The sequence below is a fragment of the Stenotrophomonas sp. EMP41 genome (genome assembly GCF_047495535.1).
In the GTDB taxonomy this organism is placed as follows: Bacteria; Pseudomonadota; Gammaproteobacteria; order Xanthomonadales; family Xanthomonadaceae; genus Stenotrophomonas; species Stenotrophomonas sepilia.
In genome coordinates this window covers 3,685,167-3,701,210 of the sequence record NZ_CP179923.1, presented here as the reverse complement: position 1 = coordinate 3,701,210, position 16,044 = coordinate 3,685,167, and the positions used below count along the sequence as shown (strand labels likewise).

Here is a 16,044-nt window from a genome sequence, read left to right as displayed (position 1 = left end):
AATGACCGCATTCTCACCGAGCGTGGAGCAAGACAACGCGGTCCAGTATCAGGGCGACATGGTGGTTGTGGCCCGGCCAGGAAGTGGCAAGACAAGCGTTGTGTCGCGGAAGATCCGAAACTCTGTATCTTCGCTAAAGGGCCACCAGGGCATCATCGCCATCTCCTTTACCAATAAAGCTAGCGACGAGCTGGAGCGCCGCTGCAGAGCTGAAGCCTTTGATGTTAAGAGCTCATTCTTCGGGACAATTGATGAGTTTTGTCTCCGTGAGATTGTGTACCCGTTTGCCAAGCATCTGATGCCCGTCGCGGTCGAAGTGGGCACGGCAAAGTTGACCGAGTTGCCCGATACGCTGCGTTCAATGCTCCCTTCGAAGCTCATCCAGGACGCGACCCTGGATGAAACGGGGCACTACCTCCCCTTCTTGAGCCAGGCATTGATTGACGGCTATGTGCCGCTTGAAGGTGTGGGTATGCTCGCTCTCCACATTGTGGGGAATTCCAGTGCATGCAGCAGGTATCTTGCGGCACGCTACCGGGCCGTTTACGTCGACGAGTATCAAGATAGTGGTCATTTCCAGCATCATCTCTTTCTGAAACTTCGTGACTTGGGGCTTACTGCCATTGCGGTTGGCGACAGCGACCAATCTATCTTCGGATTTGCGAGGAAGGACTCGGCCCATCTGCTTTCGCTGGCGGCGGAGGGCAGTGGATTCGCGAAGTTCCCCATCACCACGAACTTTCGGAGCCATCCATCGATCAACGATTTCGCCCTGCGCCTCCTTGATCCCGGTCATCCGGTTGTTCCGACAAATGATATGCGAGTGTTTATCAAGGCCGTTGTTGGAGATCAGCGATCTATTGGTACTTGGCTAACTTCAGCTATTCCGGTCTTTATGTCTCACTATGGCGTGCCATCGGCCGATCGAGTCGCCGTTCTGTGCCGTCAGCAGCACTCTGCGCGTATGATCGCTGAGGGGCTGCAGATGCCTTGTCATCTGGTTGAAGACCGACCGTTCGTTGCAGCTCCAGGTGGCGAGGCCAACCTGTTCTCAGATCTACTTAGATTGCGCCACGATCCTCTCCTTACAGCGGAAGCGCTGATCGATCAGTACGTCCGCATAAAGCTGTCGCCCAAACAGCTCCGGGTAGTCCGGAGAGGGATGCTGGAATGCAGGAGTTGCCCCGCGCAGGACCTTGCTGAGGTAGTGCTGAAGGCGTCCGAGAGCCTATTAGATAAGCACCCTTCGGCGGAGGGCGAGCAGGAGCTTAGGGCGATCTGCGATGACATTGCCAAGCTCCGTTGGTTCGCCACTCCGCCTAGCGACGCGGTTCAGATCATGACACTACACAAGGCGAAGGGGCTTGAGTTCGACTTGGTGTTCCATGCAGATCTTTATGACCACGTGATGCCAACGCGCCGATATCCGCCAGGGACATACGGACAAGTTATATATGAGAACGAAGTACAGTGTTTGAACCTGCACTACGTAGGCATCACTCGCGCAGTTCAAGCATGTGTTCTTATGACATCTAGCTCGCGCGTCAATGGGCAGGGCGCAGTCAAGTCTGGCGCCCCCTCGCAGTTCATCGGTAGGAACGGCACGAGCGCGTTGCCCATTTCATGGTAGTTTCAGAAGACTACATTACGTATCCCTCAACTGCACCCGCACATTCTGTCGCAAGTGCGTGGTCTCCCGGTAGTTCTGCTATTCGTTCCCGTGTGCATGCATACTATCAGTATGAGCCAGTTCTAGTTGCGCCTTAAAACAGGAGGTATAGCGTAAGCGGTCCCCTCTGTTTTATGTCTTTCGGGAGGCTCCGGTCTAGTCCTTTCGAACCCTCCTTGGCCCATGATCGATGGCGTCATTGTCGATCTGGAGCGTAAGTTGCCTTACTTCCTCGCAGAAGTGCTATTCCTGCTGTGCCCGGTAATAGCATCTTTGACCGCAGTAGCGCTGACCCAGCCAGCGTCCCTTGACATTGCGCTGACCGCTGAAGCAAAGAGCCCTTCGGGCGTTTCATTTCTCCACGTTTCAACCCGACCTGTCAGTAGCAGGATCGGAGTAGCTCCGTCGAAACTCTGAACAACACACCCTTCCACAGAAGCTGAAGACGAGGCGATGCATACGAACGCCGATAGCGCTGGCAAGCACTGGAACATGGGCACGAGCTATCACCTCGGTGAGATATGCAACGGGCTTGGGTACGGCCGCGCCGGCGGCCCCGGCGCAATCTCCATCTTCGCCCGGGTGTTGGGCGGCGTCCTGGCGCTCGGTGTGTGCTCTTCGCGCATGTTCCGGTGGGCAACGCACTGATCGACCGCACTGTGTTGTCAGACAACTTGACAACCTAACTTTCAGCTCATCGAGGAAAAGAACACCGTGATGGGCCAACGATATCTCGCCGGGGCAGGGTGGATTGCCGCCGCCTACCAATGCGGCCGCGCTCGCACTGTGGTGCGGTGCCCGGAAGGGGCGCTGCCGCCACCGTCTTGGGTCCAGCCCTTCGCCACTCACCGAGGCAATCGCGGCCAGCTGCAGTGCCTCAGTCTCCTCGGTATCCGGCAACAGGCTGGGCAGGCGCGAGGCCAACAGCGTCTTGCCGCAGCCAGGGCTGCCGATCAACAGAAGATGGTGACCACCGGCAGCGGCGACTTCCAACGCGCGCCGTGCATGCGCCTGCCCGCGCACGTCGGCCAGATCGGGCAGTGGCAACGGTGTCGTGTCCAAGCGCTCCACGGGTGGCAACAGGCGCGGATTGCCCAGCCCGGCGCAGCATTCCAGCAGCGTACGCGCCACACGCACATCCGCGTGCTCGGCCAACGCAGCCTCTGCGGCATTCCCTGGCGGCACCACCAGGATGCGCCCGGCTTCAGCGGCCGCGATCGCGGCCGGCAGCGCACCTGCCACCGGCCGCAGTTCGCCGGTCAGGCCAAGCTCACCCAGGAACTCGTATTGCAGCAGTGACTGCGGATCGACCTGGCCACTGGCTGCCAGAATGCCCAGGGCGATGGCCAGATCGTAACGTCCACCTTCCTTGGGCAGGTCGGCGGGCGCGAGATTCAGAGTGATGCGTCGCTGCGGAAAGTCGAAGCGCGCGCAGAGCAGGGCGGCACGCACGCGCTCGCGTGATTCGCGGACGCTGGTTTCCGCCAAGCCCACGATCTGCGTGACAGGCAGGCCGCCAGAGAGATGCACTTCCACCCGCACCAGTGGGGCATCGACCCCGGCGCGGGCACGGCTGTGGACCAGCGCCAGGCTCATGTGTGGATTCCTGCAGTCGGGCGCTTGATGATGCGGCAGGTCAGCTGCGGCCAACCATCGGGAATTGCTGGTGAAGCGGCTAGGGGGATTCCGGCAGACGGTTGGGGCATGCCTTCCTCCTCTGCGGAAACAAGATTCGGCCATCAAGTGAACGATGGACGCCAATTCGCCGTGCTACTCAAACTGGAGTGCTACTCAAATTGAATGGTGTCGGTTACACATGGCCACGCATTTCCAAGCGCTACGCCAATTCCACTTGGGGCATCCAGGTGGTGCAACCATGGATGCTTCTGGAAAAACAGCGTGGCAACAGCCACCGCTTGATTCACGTCGACTCGCACTGGTTTTCAATGTGACTTCCCCAGCCATCGGGGGCTGTGATATGAAGACGGAATCTTGCTGGAAGGATCTTTCAAGGGGATGGGGAGAATGGAAACGTTTGAGGAGGCTGATCGTCGTGTTTCCCTCGTCCTTTTGGGGGTGGCGAAGCGCATTCCCGAACGGGGCCCCGTGGGGGCCTGGCTCTGTTGCACACTAATGATGAGCCTGGCGCTGACGCCATCGGCAAGTGCCGAGACGGTCACCTACATTCATACCGATGCGCTTGGTTCGGTGGTTGCCGAGACCGACGCCAATGGCAACGTGGTCAAGCGCTATGACTACGAACCCTATGGGGCCGTTGTTGGCGGGCAGGTTGCGGATGGACCTGGATATACGGGACACGTGAGCGACGCTACCACTGGGCTGAGCTACATGCAGCAGCGCTACTATGATCCCCAGTTGGGACTCTTCCTCTCGGTAGATCCGATCTCTACGCATTCAAGCACGAAACACTTCAATCGATACAGCTACGCTTATGGCAATCCGTACTCCTTCACCGATCCGGACGGAAGGGTTCCGGTAATGCCATTCATCTACGGTGCCGTCCTGGGCGGCCTCGCAGACATCGCGGTCCAGAAAGCCATGAATCCGGATAAGCCTATCGACAAAGTGGAGGCTGGCATTGCTGCTGCGGTTGGCTCAGTCTCCGGAGGCGCTGGTGGAGTGGCCGTTGCGGCAGTGGGTTCCGGCACGATTTCGGTAGGGCGTGCGGTTGCCATACAGACCGTGGTCAATGCGGTGGCGGGCGGTGCTGGCTCCGCCGCAGAGAGCGCAATCAAAGGGCAACCCATCACGGCGGAGGGCGTCGCTTCAAATGCGATTGGCAGTGCAACGGGTGGATTGGCAGCCTCCGGGGTTGGCGTTGCCATGGGTGATTTCGCAGGCCCAGCTGCACGCGGATCACTCCAACGGCTGAGTCAATCCCGCGGCCCAGGTGGGCCGAACATGGCAAGTGCCACTGCGTCAACCGGAACTGCCATTCCCAGGCAATCGGCACTCCAGGGTGCGGCGTCCCAAGCGGGTCAGGGCCTGGCGGGAGCAGGGGCGACTATCGTGCAGAAGGACCTGGAGAAGAAAAAATGAGTCCCTTGTTGAAAGGCTTCATAGGGACTCAGCTTCTCGCTGCGCTCTTTGGCCTTTCGTACTTCGCAGTTCTCACGTATCGCCATAACCCGGACGCTATGCATACTGGATTGCGGATTTGGGGCTACTTCGCGGTGATCTTTCTATTCCTTCAACTGTTTCTTGCGCTGAAGCAGTGGTGGGAAAACTCGCATCGAAGGCGATAGGCGTGCACCGTTCCGTGATGTCGTTCGCACCAAAGAACAAGTCGCCCAATGGGCGGCTTGTTCTTTTCAGGGGCCGGTTCACCGGTGTGCAAGTGAAAGCATACCAATCTCCACATCAGCTGCTGGAAAAACTGCGTTCACTACAATTCCCTCGCGGCTTGCGCGTGCTGATCACCCTCTCGCTCGCCATGGGCCTGCCGGGGTGCCGGGATGAGGTGGAGAGTTCAACGTATCCCATTGGCCAGACGGGAGAGACGTGCACCGCCTACAAGGGCTTCGACCGCCAGCCTCCTGAAGTAGTTGTGGCCGAGCTTGCCAAGCGAGGGTTGGATAGTCGCCGGTTGGTGCATAGGACAGTCTGCGGCCCGATCACCAGTTGGGACATTCTGCCCGCAGGGGCGTCGATCGATCGGATACCTCCGCCAGACGCATATGTAAACGTCCACCTGCTAGAAGACGGCTCGGTTTCCTTCAGTACAGACAGCCCCTGACGTTGGCGCCGTCCTTGATGATCGAGCATCGGGCGGCCCCTTGCGGTGCAGGCGCAGCGCAACTGTGAGTGTCAGCCTACGAAGGCACTTCAGCACTGAAGTCGTTGGTGGGATCGGGCTGGCGGATGCCGGGCGCCCCAAGCAGACACCGTTGCTGATCCAGCACCAACCCATTGAAGCGCCCAAACCGCGCCTCAACCCACGAAGGTCCCGCGCTTTCCACCAGCAACCGCCCCTGGCTTTGATGCAGATCCAGCCAGCGCTCGAAGCTGATGCGCAGGCGCTCAATATCCGGCGCCCGCCACCGTGCATCGGCAGGCATGCGGATCAGCACGCGCGAGGGCGCGTTCTCCACGTCCATCACCAGCACGCCCTTGCATCGGATCTCGAAGGACGTTGCGCTGGCATGGCGCGCGTGCAGTTCAAAGCCCTCGTGGGCCTTCGCGGTCACGAAGCCGAGTGCATCACTGTGCAGCAAGCGGTAGTCGGCCGGCTGCAGCTTCTGGTAGGCCCACACCTGATCGCCAGTGGGCTCGGGCCACTCCACCCACATCGCGCCGATCACCGCGATGCACACCACCGCAGCGGCAAGGCCGTGCATCTTCATTCGTCACCCCGCACACAGGCAGAAAGGTCCGCGCCATAAGCGCGCTCAGTCCTTGGGTCGCATCCGCTCGTGGATGAAGGCGGTGAGCGCGAGATCGGCCATCACCAGCCCCTCCATCACCCGGTCGCCCACGTACTGCTCGGGCTCACCGTTCTGGCGCGTGCGCTCGGCCGCCAGCAGGATCTCCTGCACGACGCGCTGGCCGGTGAGGGCGCAGTCGGCGTCGGACAACTGCATCTGCCGGCTGCGTAGATGGTGCCGCTCGGGCCAGGGCTGGCCGTCGGCCGCAGCGCCCGCGCCGATGGCGTGGAGGATGGCGATGAGGCTGTTGCGGTCTGGGGCCGAAGCGCGTGACGGCGCTTCCTGGATGGGGCGCGGGGGAGGGGAGTGTGGTGTGGTCATGGCGGGCTCCGTGCATGCAGGCGGAAGCCGCCACCGATAAAGGTGGCGGGCAGAGCGTGGCTCGAAAACCGGGCTATTAGGAAGAAACCGGCGGGCACAAGGCCCCCACGCCCCGCCCGCCATAGCCGGCAGACGGAATGCCAGCCGGCACCCCGCAAGGTGATGCCGGCTGGCAAGTGCAAACAACATCCTAATAGCTCGGGTTTTCGAGGCCCGGCCACCCGTTTTCGGTGGCGATACCAGAGTTGCCTGACGTAGTTGGGAATGCCAAGGGGTAGGGGTCAATGCCGCCAAAACCCGAGACGTTTTTGGCATTGTCGCATAGCGCCGGAAGCGGCGAGAGCCTTGGCGTGCCAAGCGGAACGGCACTTCTGGAACGGAGTCGTCAGAACCTTCCGCAAGAGATGCAAGGCGCGGCAAATGCGACAGCACTCGCCCATCGGGCATGTGTGATCGCGCATGCAACCGAACCGCTGCGACACCCGCGAGATGGTTTAAATGACTTCTTGCCTATTGAACCTACCGAGTGCCGCGCGCAATCTGACTACTGCTGTAGTCACTCAAGATCGTCCTGGCCGCAGCAGGAAGGTTCTGCGGCGTTCGACCGGATTCCACCCACTGGCGCAGGCCAAACAAGGACCACTGCACGTGTCACGCCGCAGCCGACTGCTTCTCTGCGCGGGTCTGGTCCCGCTTCCATGGTTCCTGTTCTGGACCAGCGTTGCCGCCGTGTTTGCGCCGGGCTACAACCCGCTTGCACAGCACGCCAGCGAGCTGCTGCAGGCACCAACGCTTGTAAGCATCTGCGCCAGGATTGCCCCCATCGGCTGCGGCGTGGGCTTCGTGGCGTTTGCCATCGGGGTATGGCGAGAGTCCGGCCGCCGGATTGCCGTAGGCGCGATCTGCTGGATGATCTTTGGCATCTCCATGCTGACCAACGGGCTCTGGCCCATGGGCCATCCGATGCACGGCTTCTACACCATTGGCATCGCAAACATCATTGCACCGGCGATGTCGCACATCGAATTGAGCGCTTGGTCTGCCAACCGAAGGGCGTACGCCGTGACTGCTGCGGTGAGCGTCGCGGGGATTGTCTATCTCTGGTTGAACGTGGTGGGAGCGGACCCGGAGGGCTACCGGGGGCTGACACAGCGCGTGTTCTCGTCGATCAACTCGCTGTGGCCATTCCTGGTTGCGCTGTATCTGCTGCGAAGGGATTCAAGCGCGCTGAAGGCGGAGCCGGCGCATTGATGGAAGGGTATGCTGCACTTGGGCGATGATTGAGCGTGCGGAGTTGAGAGCAAGATGAGAATTTTTCGCCGCCAGCTGATCTACGTCCAAGTGCGCCAGGACCATTTTATTGCGCGCTTGGTCGGTGGAGACAGGACCATCCGTCGCCAGTGTCATGCTCTTGGCAATTGCGCGGGTCCGATCAAGGACTTTTCGAATATCCGGCCCCTGCTCAAGGCGATCTTCTCGGAACTCATGCCTGGGTTCTCTCTCGTCAAGCCGTGGGGGATTCTGCACTTTGATCCGGCTGAGTACCCGGTCACCAAGGAAGAACTGGCCGGGTTTCAGGAGGCTGCCATGCGAAGTGGTGTGAGCTTTTGTTTTCTCTCCACGTGGGAGCAGCGGCATGAAGACGAGGATCTGTTGGAGATGTTCAAGTAGGGTTCGGCCCGATATTCGTTCTATACCACGCAGATTCGTGGGCCGGTTCGAGGCATTGCGAGAGTCCGCTCTTGGCCGAAAGCGGACATCAGCACTGCGTCGGCGCCTGGTCCGGGGTGCTATTCTCCGCTTTCGATCCGAAGCGGGCTTAAACGCGCAGCGCATCGACGACCCAGCGGAGTGCAGGCGATAGCCTTCTCCGGCTGGAAGTGTTATCTACAAAACGACGGACACCAGCGTGCTGGCATTCGCACCCGCTCAGTCGATTCGATATGAGGCGCGAACTCGTCCTCGGGCAGGAAGGCGACATCTAGACCATTCAGCGTGGTCGCGATGATATGGTGGCTAGCGTTGAAAATGACCTGCCCCTTGACGCGCACGTTCTGTTCTAGCCCGGCTCGCTCGAAATCCCACACGCAGATGCGACTATAGGTCGGGAGCCGGATGTTGATGATGCGGTGTCCGGCAAGATCGCGCGGCGTCTTCGTTGGCATATAATTACTTAATGGCCACCTCTGGGCCAGGGCTGTCGTATGAATGAGGGGACTCATGGACATAAGGATTCTTGGGGGCAACGGACTGCACGCTAGCGAAGTTCGAGCGGTCAAGCGGATGCAGGAGTCGTTGAGACAAAGTTGGTTTGGCTACGCCAGTTTGCTCGTTGTTGATGACGAGGGCTCCATGGACGTGGACACAATGATCATCACGCATGACCGTCTATTGCTTGTGGAGCTCAAGGAATGGACTGGGAAGCTTGAGAGCGGTGATGGCCGCTGGTACCTCAACGGCTATTCAAAAGGGAAAAGTCCCTATGAGATCAAGCGTGTCCACGCGATTCGGATTAGCAAGCTTCTAGGAAGGGAGCTTCAACACAAGCTCGGCTATGCGCCCAGAGTCGAAGCCCATGTTGTGATGTGTGGGACTGCCGGTCCAGAAAATCTTTCTACAACAGAACGTCGATTCGTTCATACGCTTGATGAGTTTATCAAAGTAACTGGGGCGAACGATTACGCATCGATTGTTTCTGAGGCGCCACAGAATTACGTGGACCTGTTTGATCGTCGAGGGAAGCCACGCCCAAATAGCGCGACTTGTCGGCCAATCTTCGAACAGTTCTTCACCGGAAACCGAATCAGGCCGAAGGAATTCTCCCATCACAGCTATACGGCTGAACCAACCCCTTGGTATCGGCACAAGCTCGGTTTGTTCGCGGAATTCAAAGGCCATCATCAGGAAATTGCCAATGATCTGGCCTTGATGAGGCGTTGGAACATGTCGTCGCTCGGCGTCGGCAACGCGACACAAGAACAATGGGCAAAAGTCGCTCTTCGCGAAAATCGAGTGTTCGCGCTCGCAAAATCCCGTGAGAGAGGACTGGAGGAATATCTACTCCGCCCGCTGGTTCCACTCAGCACAAGTGACGTTTCTGACGATTTTACGGAGCTTTACGAGCTCAGGAGAACCTTTAGCCGCCTGGATGAGCACCTAAGCAAATTGGGGCCTGGTCACGACCACCAGTCTCGCCTGGACCTGGTCAGAGCTCTCTTAGTACCATTTTCAGAATTACACGCCCTAGGTGTTGCGCACCGTGATATCGATCTTCACAACCTATGGCACGCATCAGATCAGCGAAGCGTAGTCATCTCTGGCCTCGCAGCGGCTTTTTTTCCGGAGCGTGGAACGGTTAGCGAAGTTCGAGACTTTCTGCAGGGTTCGCATGTTCGATTGCCGGAAGAGGCAATGAGCGTAGAGGGGGAGATTTACGACGCCTTTAGGCAAGACGTATTCATGCTCGCCGCCGCTGCGTATCGAATTCTGTTCCCTGAGTCAGATCTTCCACGCGACGAGCAGGGTATCTGGCAATGGATCCCCCCGAAACATGATCCATATGAGGGCGCCTTGAGCGCTTGGCTTCAGCGCGCCCTCTCCTGGGGACCGGCTGATCGCTTTGAAAATGCTGCGGCGATGTTGGCGGCTCTCAACGAGTGCGTTAAGCCGGCGGCAGCGAGCAAAGAGGAGGCAATCAATACTTGGAACGAAATATCGGATGGCGACTTCATAAAGCGCGGGTGGGGCCAGTTTCAGATTTTTCAGCACTTCCCGCCAAGCCACGGCGAGAACCCTGGATCGGGACAAGTGCTCAGGTACAGATCCGCATTTGACGACGGGCCCGTACTGGTCAAACTCTGGCTGCAGGTTGCCCCGAACGCGGGCACGCATGGGCTGAATCGGCGTGTCGCGGCATTCCGATCCAAGGCCGAAAAAGTCAGGTCGCGTGAAACCGCGACCCCGCACCTTGTCGACTTCGGCTTGCTGGAGTCGGGCGGGCTCCTCGTCGTAACCAGAATTGAGCCAGGTAAGGAGTGGCAGGAGGCTATCGCAGGGGCGGACATTCCATCGCGCAGGCGGATCGCCGCGGCCCTTATTCAGGCTGTTTCGGCATTGCACGACCAGCAGCTTAGCCACGGGGATATTCACCCAGGAAATCTTCTTGTGCAATCTCCGGATATGCGGGAGGCCGGCTCCGAAAGGGTTCTTCTGCTCGACTTTCTCGACTTTGGGGAGAGGACGCAACCCTTCAATGTCGAATATGGTCCATCAAATCCGGCATCAACCGACGGCTTCGGTCGCGATCGCTTTGCGGTCTATAAGCTTGTGGAAGAGCTCCTAGCCGAAGAATCCGACGAGCAGTTCAAGCAGGAGCTGGAAGTCGGTCGCAGCCAGCCGCAAGGCGTGCCCGTATCGCTATCTCCGCTGCAGTTCGAGGTTCGACGACTCATCGAGGAAGCATCGGAATCGACTAAAGCGGCGGCACCGATCATTGTTCCTTGGAACAGACTTCAGTTCGCAGGCTCGGAGTTCACGCTTGAGTCCGATGGCGGCGGCTACCACTTCAATTTCAAATGGGATAAGCACAACGATGCCTTGTTGGACTGCTACGTAACAGGGCTTAATGGCGCAATCACGTTTGTGATTGATCCTGAGCAGCGTCAGCTTCGGGATGTCCGATTGGTAACTCCAATTCCGCTCAGTGAGCTGGTGTCAGCCAGCAGCAGATCCTCCGCAAGCATTGAACGCTCAATTGGGCTGCTCAAGTCAAACGAACGCGGGCCAGGCACTCAAGATCTCCTCGATCTAATTCTGGGGTTGGATCCGGTGCTCTCGCTACTTGAAGCGAAATTTTCTCCCTCGATATCGGAGGTGGCAGAGAGGTCGGAGGGCGCGAATATCCAAGTCGAAGAGATTTGGCGAACTCTGATGAACACTGAAGAGGAGAGCCTCCTCGAAGTCGAAGTGACCGGTGCCATCCAAGAAAACGCTGTGGGCCAAATGCGGTTTCCATACCGGACGGCGCACGGTGCCGCGATGGATTTCGGCTCGGATGATCGCGTTCTCGTTAGTCTGAAGGACGACGGCAACAATTTTGCAATTCTGGACATACTCCAAACAAGCCAAGATGAGCTTGTAATCGATGTCACCAGAATGGATGCTCGCAAGCGCGTCATACCTGGCACGATCCTGAAACTCGAATCCTTGCAGAGCAAAGCCTCCCGAGACCGAAAATCCAAAGCAATGGAGCGCGTGCTAGAGCACGCCTCGGCAATTCCCGATCTCCTAAAATACTTTGACCCCACCGCATCATCATCGATCTCCCCGATGGCTCCTCGACCCAGTGCAGATCGAGTTAGACAGCTGTACGATGATGAAGATACAAGTCTCAATGAACGGCAGGTCGAGGCCTTTCAACAGCTGATTGAGCAGGGACCCGTTGGCGTTCTTCAGGGGCCGCCAGGGACCGGAAAGACCACGTTCGTTGGGGCGTTCATTCATTACCTATTTAGCGAGGTCGGCGTTAGAAACGTACTGCTGGTCGGGCAGTCTCACACCGCTGTTGATGCAGTAGCTACGAAGGCTCGAGCGATGTGTCAAAGGCACAACTTTCCGCTCAGTGTAGTTCGAATGGGGCAAGAGCGAATGCTTGCCACGCCAATGTTGGATGCTCACTCGCGAGCGGTCCAGCGCCAAATGCGACATTCTTTCCATCGCGAGTACGAGCATCGTATCGCAGTTTTTTCAGAGCGCCTTGGGATACCGACGCAGCTTTCGGCCGAGTTGGCTTCTCTGCACCGAACCCTAGATGGGCTTATCTCGTCAATTGTTGCATACGAAGCGGAATTGAACCTGGCAAAGTCGGATAAAGCAGGCGCTGATCTTCGCGAACGTGTTCCTGAGCTACAGTCCCAGCTTGACGAGGTCCGAGAGCTCACTTCCAAAATTGTTCGAAATCGATTCCCAGAGGAGGCGGCGTCCCTTCTAGAGTCCGAGAATTTATGGGAGAGCACCATCACGCTGGTTGCATCTGCCCATGGTGTCAATAATCCGATCGCTCTGTCACGTTTAAAAATTTTGCTTTCACTCAGCCAAGAATGGCTTTCAGTTCTACACGCAGGCCAGGCCAACTACGACCAATTCCTGGTACAGACGAGGCAACTGGTCTGCGGAACTTTGGTTGGCATGGGGCAGAAGCAACTCGGCGTTGCCGATGTCGACTTCGATTGGGTAATTGTTGACGAAGCTGCTCGCGCGCAAGCGAGTGAGTTAATGATCCCGCTTCAGTCTGGGCGCAGGATATTGTTGGTGGGTGACCACAGGCAGTTGCCGCCGGTCTACGAGTCATCCCACCTCCGCGCTGCTTCCAAGGCCTTGGGAATATCGCCGGAATCACTTCGGCAGACCGACTTTGAGCGCGCGTTCCGTGTTACTCGCGGAGTTTCCCTCAATACGCAGTATCGAATGGTCGAGCCAATTAGTGACTTGGTTTCCGATTGTTTCTATAAGGATGACGGGGTGCAGCTAAGGACCGGCCGCGGCGAATCACAGGCTTGGTGCGAGCATCTTGCGTTTCCTTGGAACTCTCCGGTTACTTGGATCGATAGTGGAGCAGGGCCGGAGGCAACCGGCGACAGCGACCCAAGTAAGCGAGGGAAATACGTAAATCCGCACGAAGTCCGCCTCGTGCTTCGGCTCCTTCAGCGTCTTGCCACCCCAGACAAGGCGGAACTGCTCAAGAACATTCAGTCGTCGCACCACCCAATTGGCGTGATCACAATGTATAGCGCGCAAAAGGCACTGCTCGAGAAAGAGCTAAGCAAGGCCGAGTGGGCTGCCTCGATTCGTAGTCTGATCAGAATCGATACAGTCGATAGCTATCAGGGGCAAGAAAATCCATTCATCATCTTGAGTCTTGTTCGAGACAATATCAGCGAGATGCAAGGTTTCATGTGGGAGCCATCGCGAATCAATGTCTCGCTTTCCCGAGCGCAGGAGCGCCTTGCGATCGTAGGTGCAGCTCGGATGTGGCGAAGGCGAAACAAACTAGACCCGTTGGGGCGCGTGCTGAGCTTCATCGAAGAGAAGGCGGCATTGCGGCATCCGGGGTATACGATCGTGACGGATTTGCCCGAATTCGACTTCCAACGCGCTGTCCATGAGGAGGACGAAAATGCTTGACGAAGAGGTTGGTGGCGGCGAGATCGAAGGGCTGGGCAAGCGGCGATTGGCAAATGTCATTTCCGTACTACTGCCGGCGAGAGAGTACCGGTTGGAGTGTTCATGGACCACCGAAAGGCCCCTGCCGGCGATTGAGGAATTCGCTTGCAGATTGATCGTGATGATGGAGAGCGCAAGCCCTGGTGAGCTTCAAGCGTACTTTGGACTGTCGAAGCTGGAGACGGACGGTTTGGTTGGCAGCCTTACAAGAAACAGGCTGGTGGACGTCGCGGCCGACGGAGTACTTCACCCATCGGCGATCCTTCGCGCGAAGCAGATTGCCACAGGAGAGGTTCCGACCTTTACAACTTTCGAAACCCGAGAGGAAAACGCAGTATTTGACCTGCTGGCCCTCCAGCTCGTTCCGCGCCGCGGCTACAGTAATTCGAGGTTTGGTCTACCTGAGGTGCCAATGCCGGAGCTAGCGAAGTCAGTCGCTCCCGACCGCGTAGCCGAGGCATTCAGCGAGCAGTCTCGAGCGTTCTTGGAGTTCTCTTGGGGCCGCACAAAGGAAAGCTTCAAGACTCGCCTGTACAAGGTGGCCCGCTGCCGACCCATGCGCACCCTGCAGGTGCCGGTAGACATGGAGATTTCGCTGGATGTGGGCGCCACAGGCGACTTGAACGTACACCGAGATGCTGTGGAACGCTTGGGAGACAATCGTAAGCGACCACTTTCGATTGAGCTTGAGTCCAAGGTGGCGGACTACCTCGCGAGCGAGAGCCTGCCCAAGGCGGCCGCGTCCTTCTCAGACTTTTGCGCGTTGGTTAAGGACGAGGTTCTCGCTAGGTATGTGCGAGAAGACGAATTCGACCTTCCTAAGTGGCTAAGAGACCGAGATGCGAACAAGACTGGTTATGGGTCACAACAGACCAGGGGCCTCTTGGGTCCGATTTACCTCGTCGGAAATCGAACGACACTCATCAACATGCTGCGATTGGACGACGATGAGGAGGGGCGATCCAGCATCGCACACTGGTTGCCTGCAGATGTCCCATTCTGGGCGGCGAACAGCACTGAGCTTGTCGAATTTGTCGCAAAATTCCAAAAGGCCCTTGATCGAAGAGATGGGGGGCGACTGGTTGCGTGTTTTAAGGGTGAAGGCGCTTCAGAGGAGCGTTGGCTTAAGCGGAAATTTCACTCTAGGTTGCCTCATGCCGTGATGTTCTCCGGCGGAATCCGGACGGATAGATTTGAGTTTCTCGTGGTGCCCGAGCGCCTAGCAGTTGCGCAGTACCACGTTCAACCGAGCAAGATGAGCGCGGTGACGCTTCCGATTGGTTACGCAACCACGGAGCCCGATCGAGTGGACAGAATTACCAAGCTACTCGCTCAGCGGCTTGCCCCAACCACTGGCACTTCTATTTCTTGGTCGACTGATTCGCAGCACGTCCAGAGCCTGATTGATTTCAATGCGCTGGGAATTGGTGAGGCAGCCCGTCCGAAACCCTCTGCCGCGGCTAGGACAAGCGCCGCAACACCTGTGGTATCGGTTGAGAAACTGCACCCAAAAATAGTTGTCAAGCGACCAAAATTTGAACCTTGACGAGCGCTCACTCATCTCTTGATTTCAACTGGCCTTTCAGTGACGGAAAGCAAATCGCACGTCATTTGAGAGGCCAACACCATGAGAGCGGCGCGTAATGGTTGACGATATTCTCTGAGCTAACCTCTCTGAGCCATAATCTGGTTAGAGGTGGCGCTGATTGATCGGCAGCACACTTATGTCCGCTCCTGGCCGGAAGTAGGCATCAGTACTGCGTCGGGGCTTGGTCCGGTGCTATTCTCCGTTTTCGACTCAAAGCGGACATCTGAACTTCTATCGAATATCGAAGCTAGCTTGCGATAGTCACTGAGCCCTCCGCTTGGTCCGGTTATACGCCGGCTTGTTAGCCGTGCCCAGCCGCCCTAAGATCGAACTTTATTGAGGGAAAGTTCCACCACACCTCGCTTTTTGGATAAGCCGTATAACCAGACTCGCGGGTCCGTCTATTAGGCAGTTAGGCCCAAGTGGCGCCGAGATGCAGTCGTTTAAACATGACCGAAAGGAAAGATAGTTGATGGCAGAGAGCGCAAGTATTATTTATGAGCCGCCCGCTCAAGGTTTTCCGTACTTGCCCGTGCTATTTGACCTAGGCGGCGAAGTGCTGGCTGCTCGCGCAGTGCCAAGCCGTGAGGCAGGAGAAGCATTCATTATTTCTGTCATGAACGAAATGTCGGTCCCGCGCGCTTAAATAACCCGCGTGGTGCTCCAAGGCTTAGGCCTGACAGTTCATTCAAGCCGCCGCCGCCTCGCGGGTCGGCTTAATTTCAGAGCTGAACGTCCGCAGTGGCCGGAAGTGGACATCCACACTAACAGTCTCAATGGCTCAGCGGTAGCCATCGGCT

10 protein-coding genes and 1 pseudogene are annotated in these 16,044 nt (G+C 57.8%); 7 read left to right on the top strand and 4 right to left on the bottom strand.

Annotation, left to right across the window (positions count from 1 at the left end; all coding sequences use genetic code 11):
- Window position 1 precedes the first annotated feature (1 nt).
- Window positions 2–1,630 carry a UvrD-helicase domain-containing protein gene (locus tag ACMGRF_RS17000; RefSeq protein ID WP_414485409.1) on the top strand — a complete coding sequence of 543 codons (1,629 nt, stop codon included), beginning with the start codon at window positions 2–4 and terminating at the stop codon, window positions 1,628–1,630.
- Window positions 1,631–2,248: 618 nt separating this feature from the next.
- Here the strand turns inward: ACMGRF_RS17000 and ACMGRF_RS16995 are convergent.
- A pseudogene (locus ACMGRF_RS16995) lies at window positions 2,249–3,265 on the bottom strand (YifB family Mg chelatase-like AAA ATPase); the annotation flags it as partial.
- 396 nt (window positions 3,266–3,661) lie between these two features.
- On the opposite strand from ACMGRF_RS16995, the gene ACMGRF_RS16990 reads away from it, so the two are divergent.
- Together ACMGRF_RS16990 and ACMGRF_RS16985 are read left to right on the top strand one after the other, a co-directional pair.
- The gene (locus tag ACMGRF_RS16990; RefSeq protein ID WP_414485408.1) at window positions 3,662–4,729 is read left to right on the top strand and encodes an RHS repeat domain-containing protein; all 1,068 of its coding nucleotides are present in this window, start codon (window positions 3,662–3,664) and stop codon (window positions 4,727–4,729) included.
- Between the two features lie 208 nt (window positions 4,730–4,937).
- Window positions 4,938–5,426 (top strand): hypothetical protein, encoded by a 489-nt coding sequence (locus ACMGRF_RS16985; RefSeq protein ID WP_239666643.1) that lies wholly within the window; start codon window positions 4,938–4,940, stop codon window positions 5,424–5,426.
- A gap of 76 nt (window positions 5,427–5,502) precedes the next feature.
- Here ACMGRF_RS16985 and ACMGRF_RS16980 read toward each other — a convergent pair whose 3' ends face one another.
- Together ACMGRF_RS16980 and ACMGRF_RS16975 are read right to left on the bottom strand one after the other, a co-directional pair.
- Window positions 5,503–6,033: a cold-shock protein gene (locus ACMGRF_RS16980; protein ID WP_414485407.1), complete on the bottom strand. Its 531-nt coding sequence runs from the start codon at window positions 6,031–6,033 to the stop codon at window positions 5,503–5,505.
- A gap of 45 nt (window positions 6,034–6,078) precedes the next feature.
- Complete coding sequence (locus ACMGRF_RS16975; protein WP_414485406.1) at window positions 6,079–6,435, bottom strand: hypothetical protein; 357 nt, start codon at window positions 6,433–6,435, stop codon at window positions 6,079–6,081.
- 648 nt (window positions 6,436–7,083) lie between these two features.
- Between ACMGRF_RS16975 and ACMGRF_RS16970 the strand changes: the two genes are divergently transcribed.
- Window positions 7,084–7,686, top strand: coding sequence for a DUF998 domain-containing protein (locus ACMGRF_RS16970; protein ID WP_414485405.1), 603 nt, complete (start codon window positions 7,084–7,086; stop codon window positions 7,684–7,686).
- Between the two features lie 54 nt (window positions 7,687–7,740).
- Window positions 7,741–8,106 (top strand): hypothetical protein, encoded by a 366-nt coding sequence (locus ACMGRF_RS16965; protein ID WP_414485404.1) that lies wholly within the window; start codon window positions 7,741–7,743, stop codon window positions 8,104–8,106.
- A 212-nt stretch (window positions 8,107–8,318) separates the two neighbouring features.
- On the opposite strand, the gene ACMGRF_RS16960 is transcribed toward ACMGRF_RS16965, so the two are convergent.
- Window positions 8,319–8,657 (bottom strand): hypothetical protein, encoded by a 339-nt coding sequence (locus tag ACMGRF_RS16960; RefSeq protein WP_414485403.1) that lies wholly within the window; start codon window positions 8,655–8,657, stop codon window positions 8,319–8,321.
- Between ACMGRF_RS16960 and ACMGRF_RS16955 the strand changes: the two genes are divergently transcribed.
- Window positions 8,656–13,617 carry an AAA domain-containing protein gene (locus ACMGRF_RS16955; protein WP_414485402.1) on the top strand — a complete coding sequence of 1,654 codons (4,962 nt, stop codon included), beginning with the start codon at window positions 8,656–8,658 and terminating at the stop codon, window positions 13,615–13,617. The genes ACMGRF_RS16960 and ACMGRF_RS16955 overlap by 2 nt on opposite strands.
- The gene (locus tag ACMGRF_RS16950) at window positions 13,610–15,202 is read left to right on the top strand and encodes a hypothetical protein (protein WP_414485401.1); all 1,593 of its coding nucleotides are present in this window, start codon (window positions 13,610–13,612) and stop codon (window positions 15,200–15,202) included. The genes ACMGRF_RS16955 and ACMGRF_RS16950 overlap by 8 nt, the downstream gene beginning before the upstream one ends.
- Window positions 15,203–16,044: the final 842 nt, after the last annotated feature.

Excerpts from the sequence above, each read along its gene's own strand:
- ACMGRF_RS17000 (WP_414485409.1), top strand. The coding sequence starts at position 2 with ATGACCGCATTCTCACCGAGCGTGGAGCAAGACAACGCGGTCCAGTAT.
- ACMGRF_RS16950 (WP_414485401.1), top strand. The coding sequence starts at position 13,610 with ATGCTTGACGAAGAGGTTGGTGGCGGCGAGATCGAAGGGCTGGGCAAG.
- ACMGRF_RS16960 (WP_414485403.1), bottom strand. The coding sequence starts at position 8,657 with ATGAGTCCCCTCATTCATACGACAGCCCTGGCCCAGAGGTGGCCATTA.
- ACMGRF_RS16975 (WP_414485406.1), bottom strand. The coding sequence starts at position 6,435 with ATGACCACACCACACTCCCCTCCCCCGCGCCCCATCCAGGAAGCGCCG.
- ACMGRF_RS16955 (WP_414485402.1), top strand. The coding sequence starts at position 8,656 with ATGGACATAAGGATTCTTGGGGGCAACGGACTGCACGCTAGCGAAGTT.
- ACMGRF_RS16980 (WP_414485407.1), bottom strand. The coding sequence starts at position 6,033 with ATGAAGATGCACGGCCTTGCCGCTGCGGTGGTGTGCATCGCGGTGATC.
- ACMGRF_RS16965 (WP_414485404.1), top strand. The coding sequence starts at position 7,741 with ATGAGAATTTTTCGCCGCCAGCTGATCTACGTCCAAGTGCGCCAGGAC.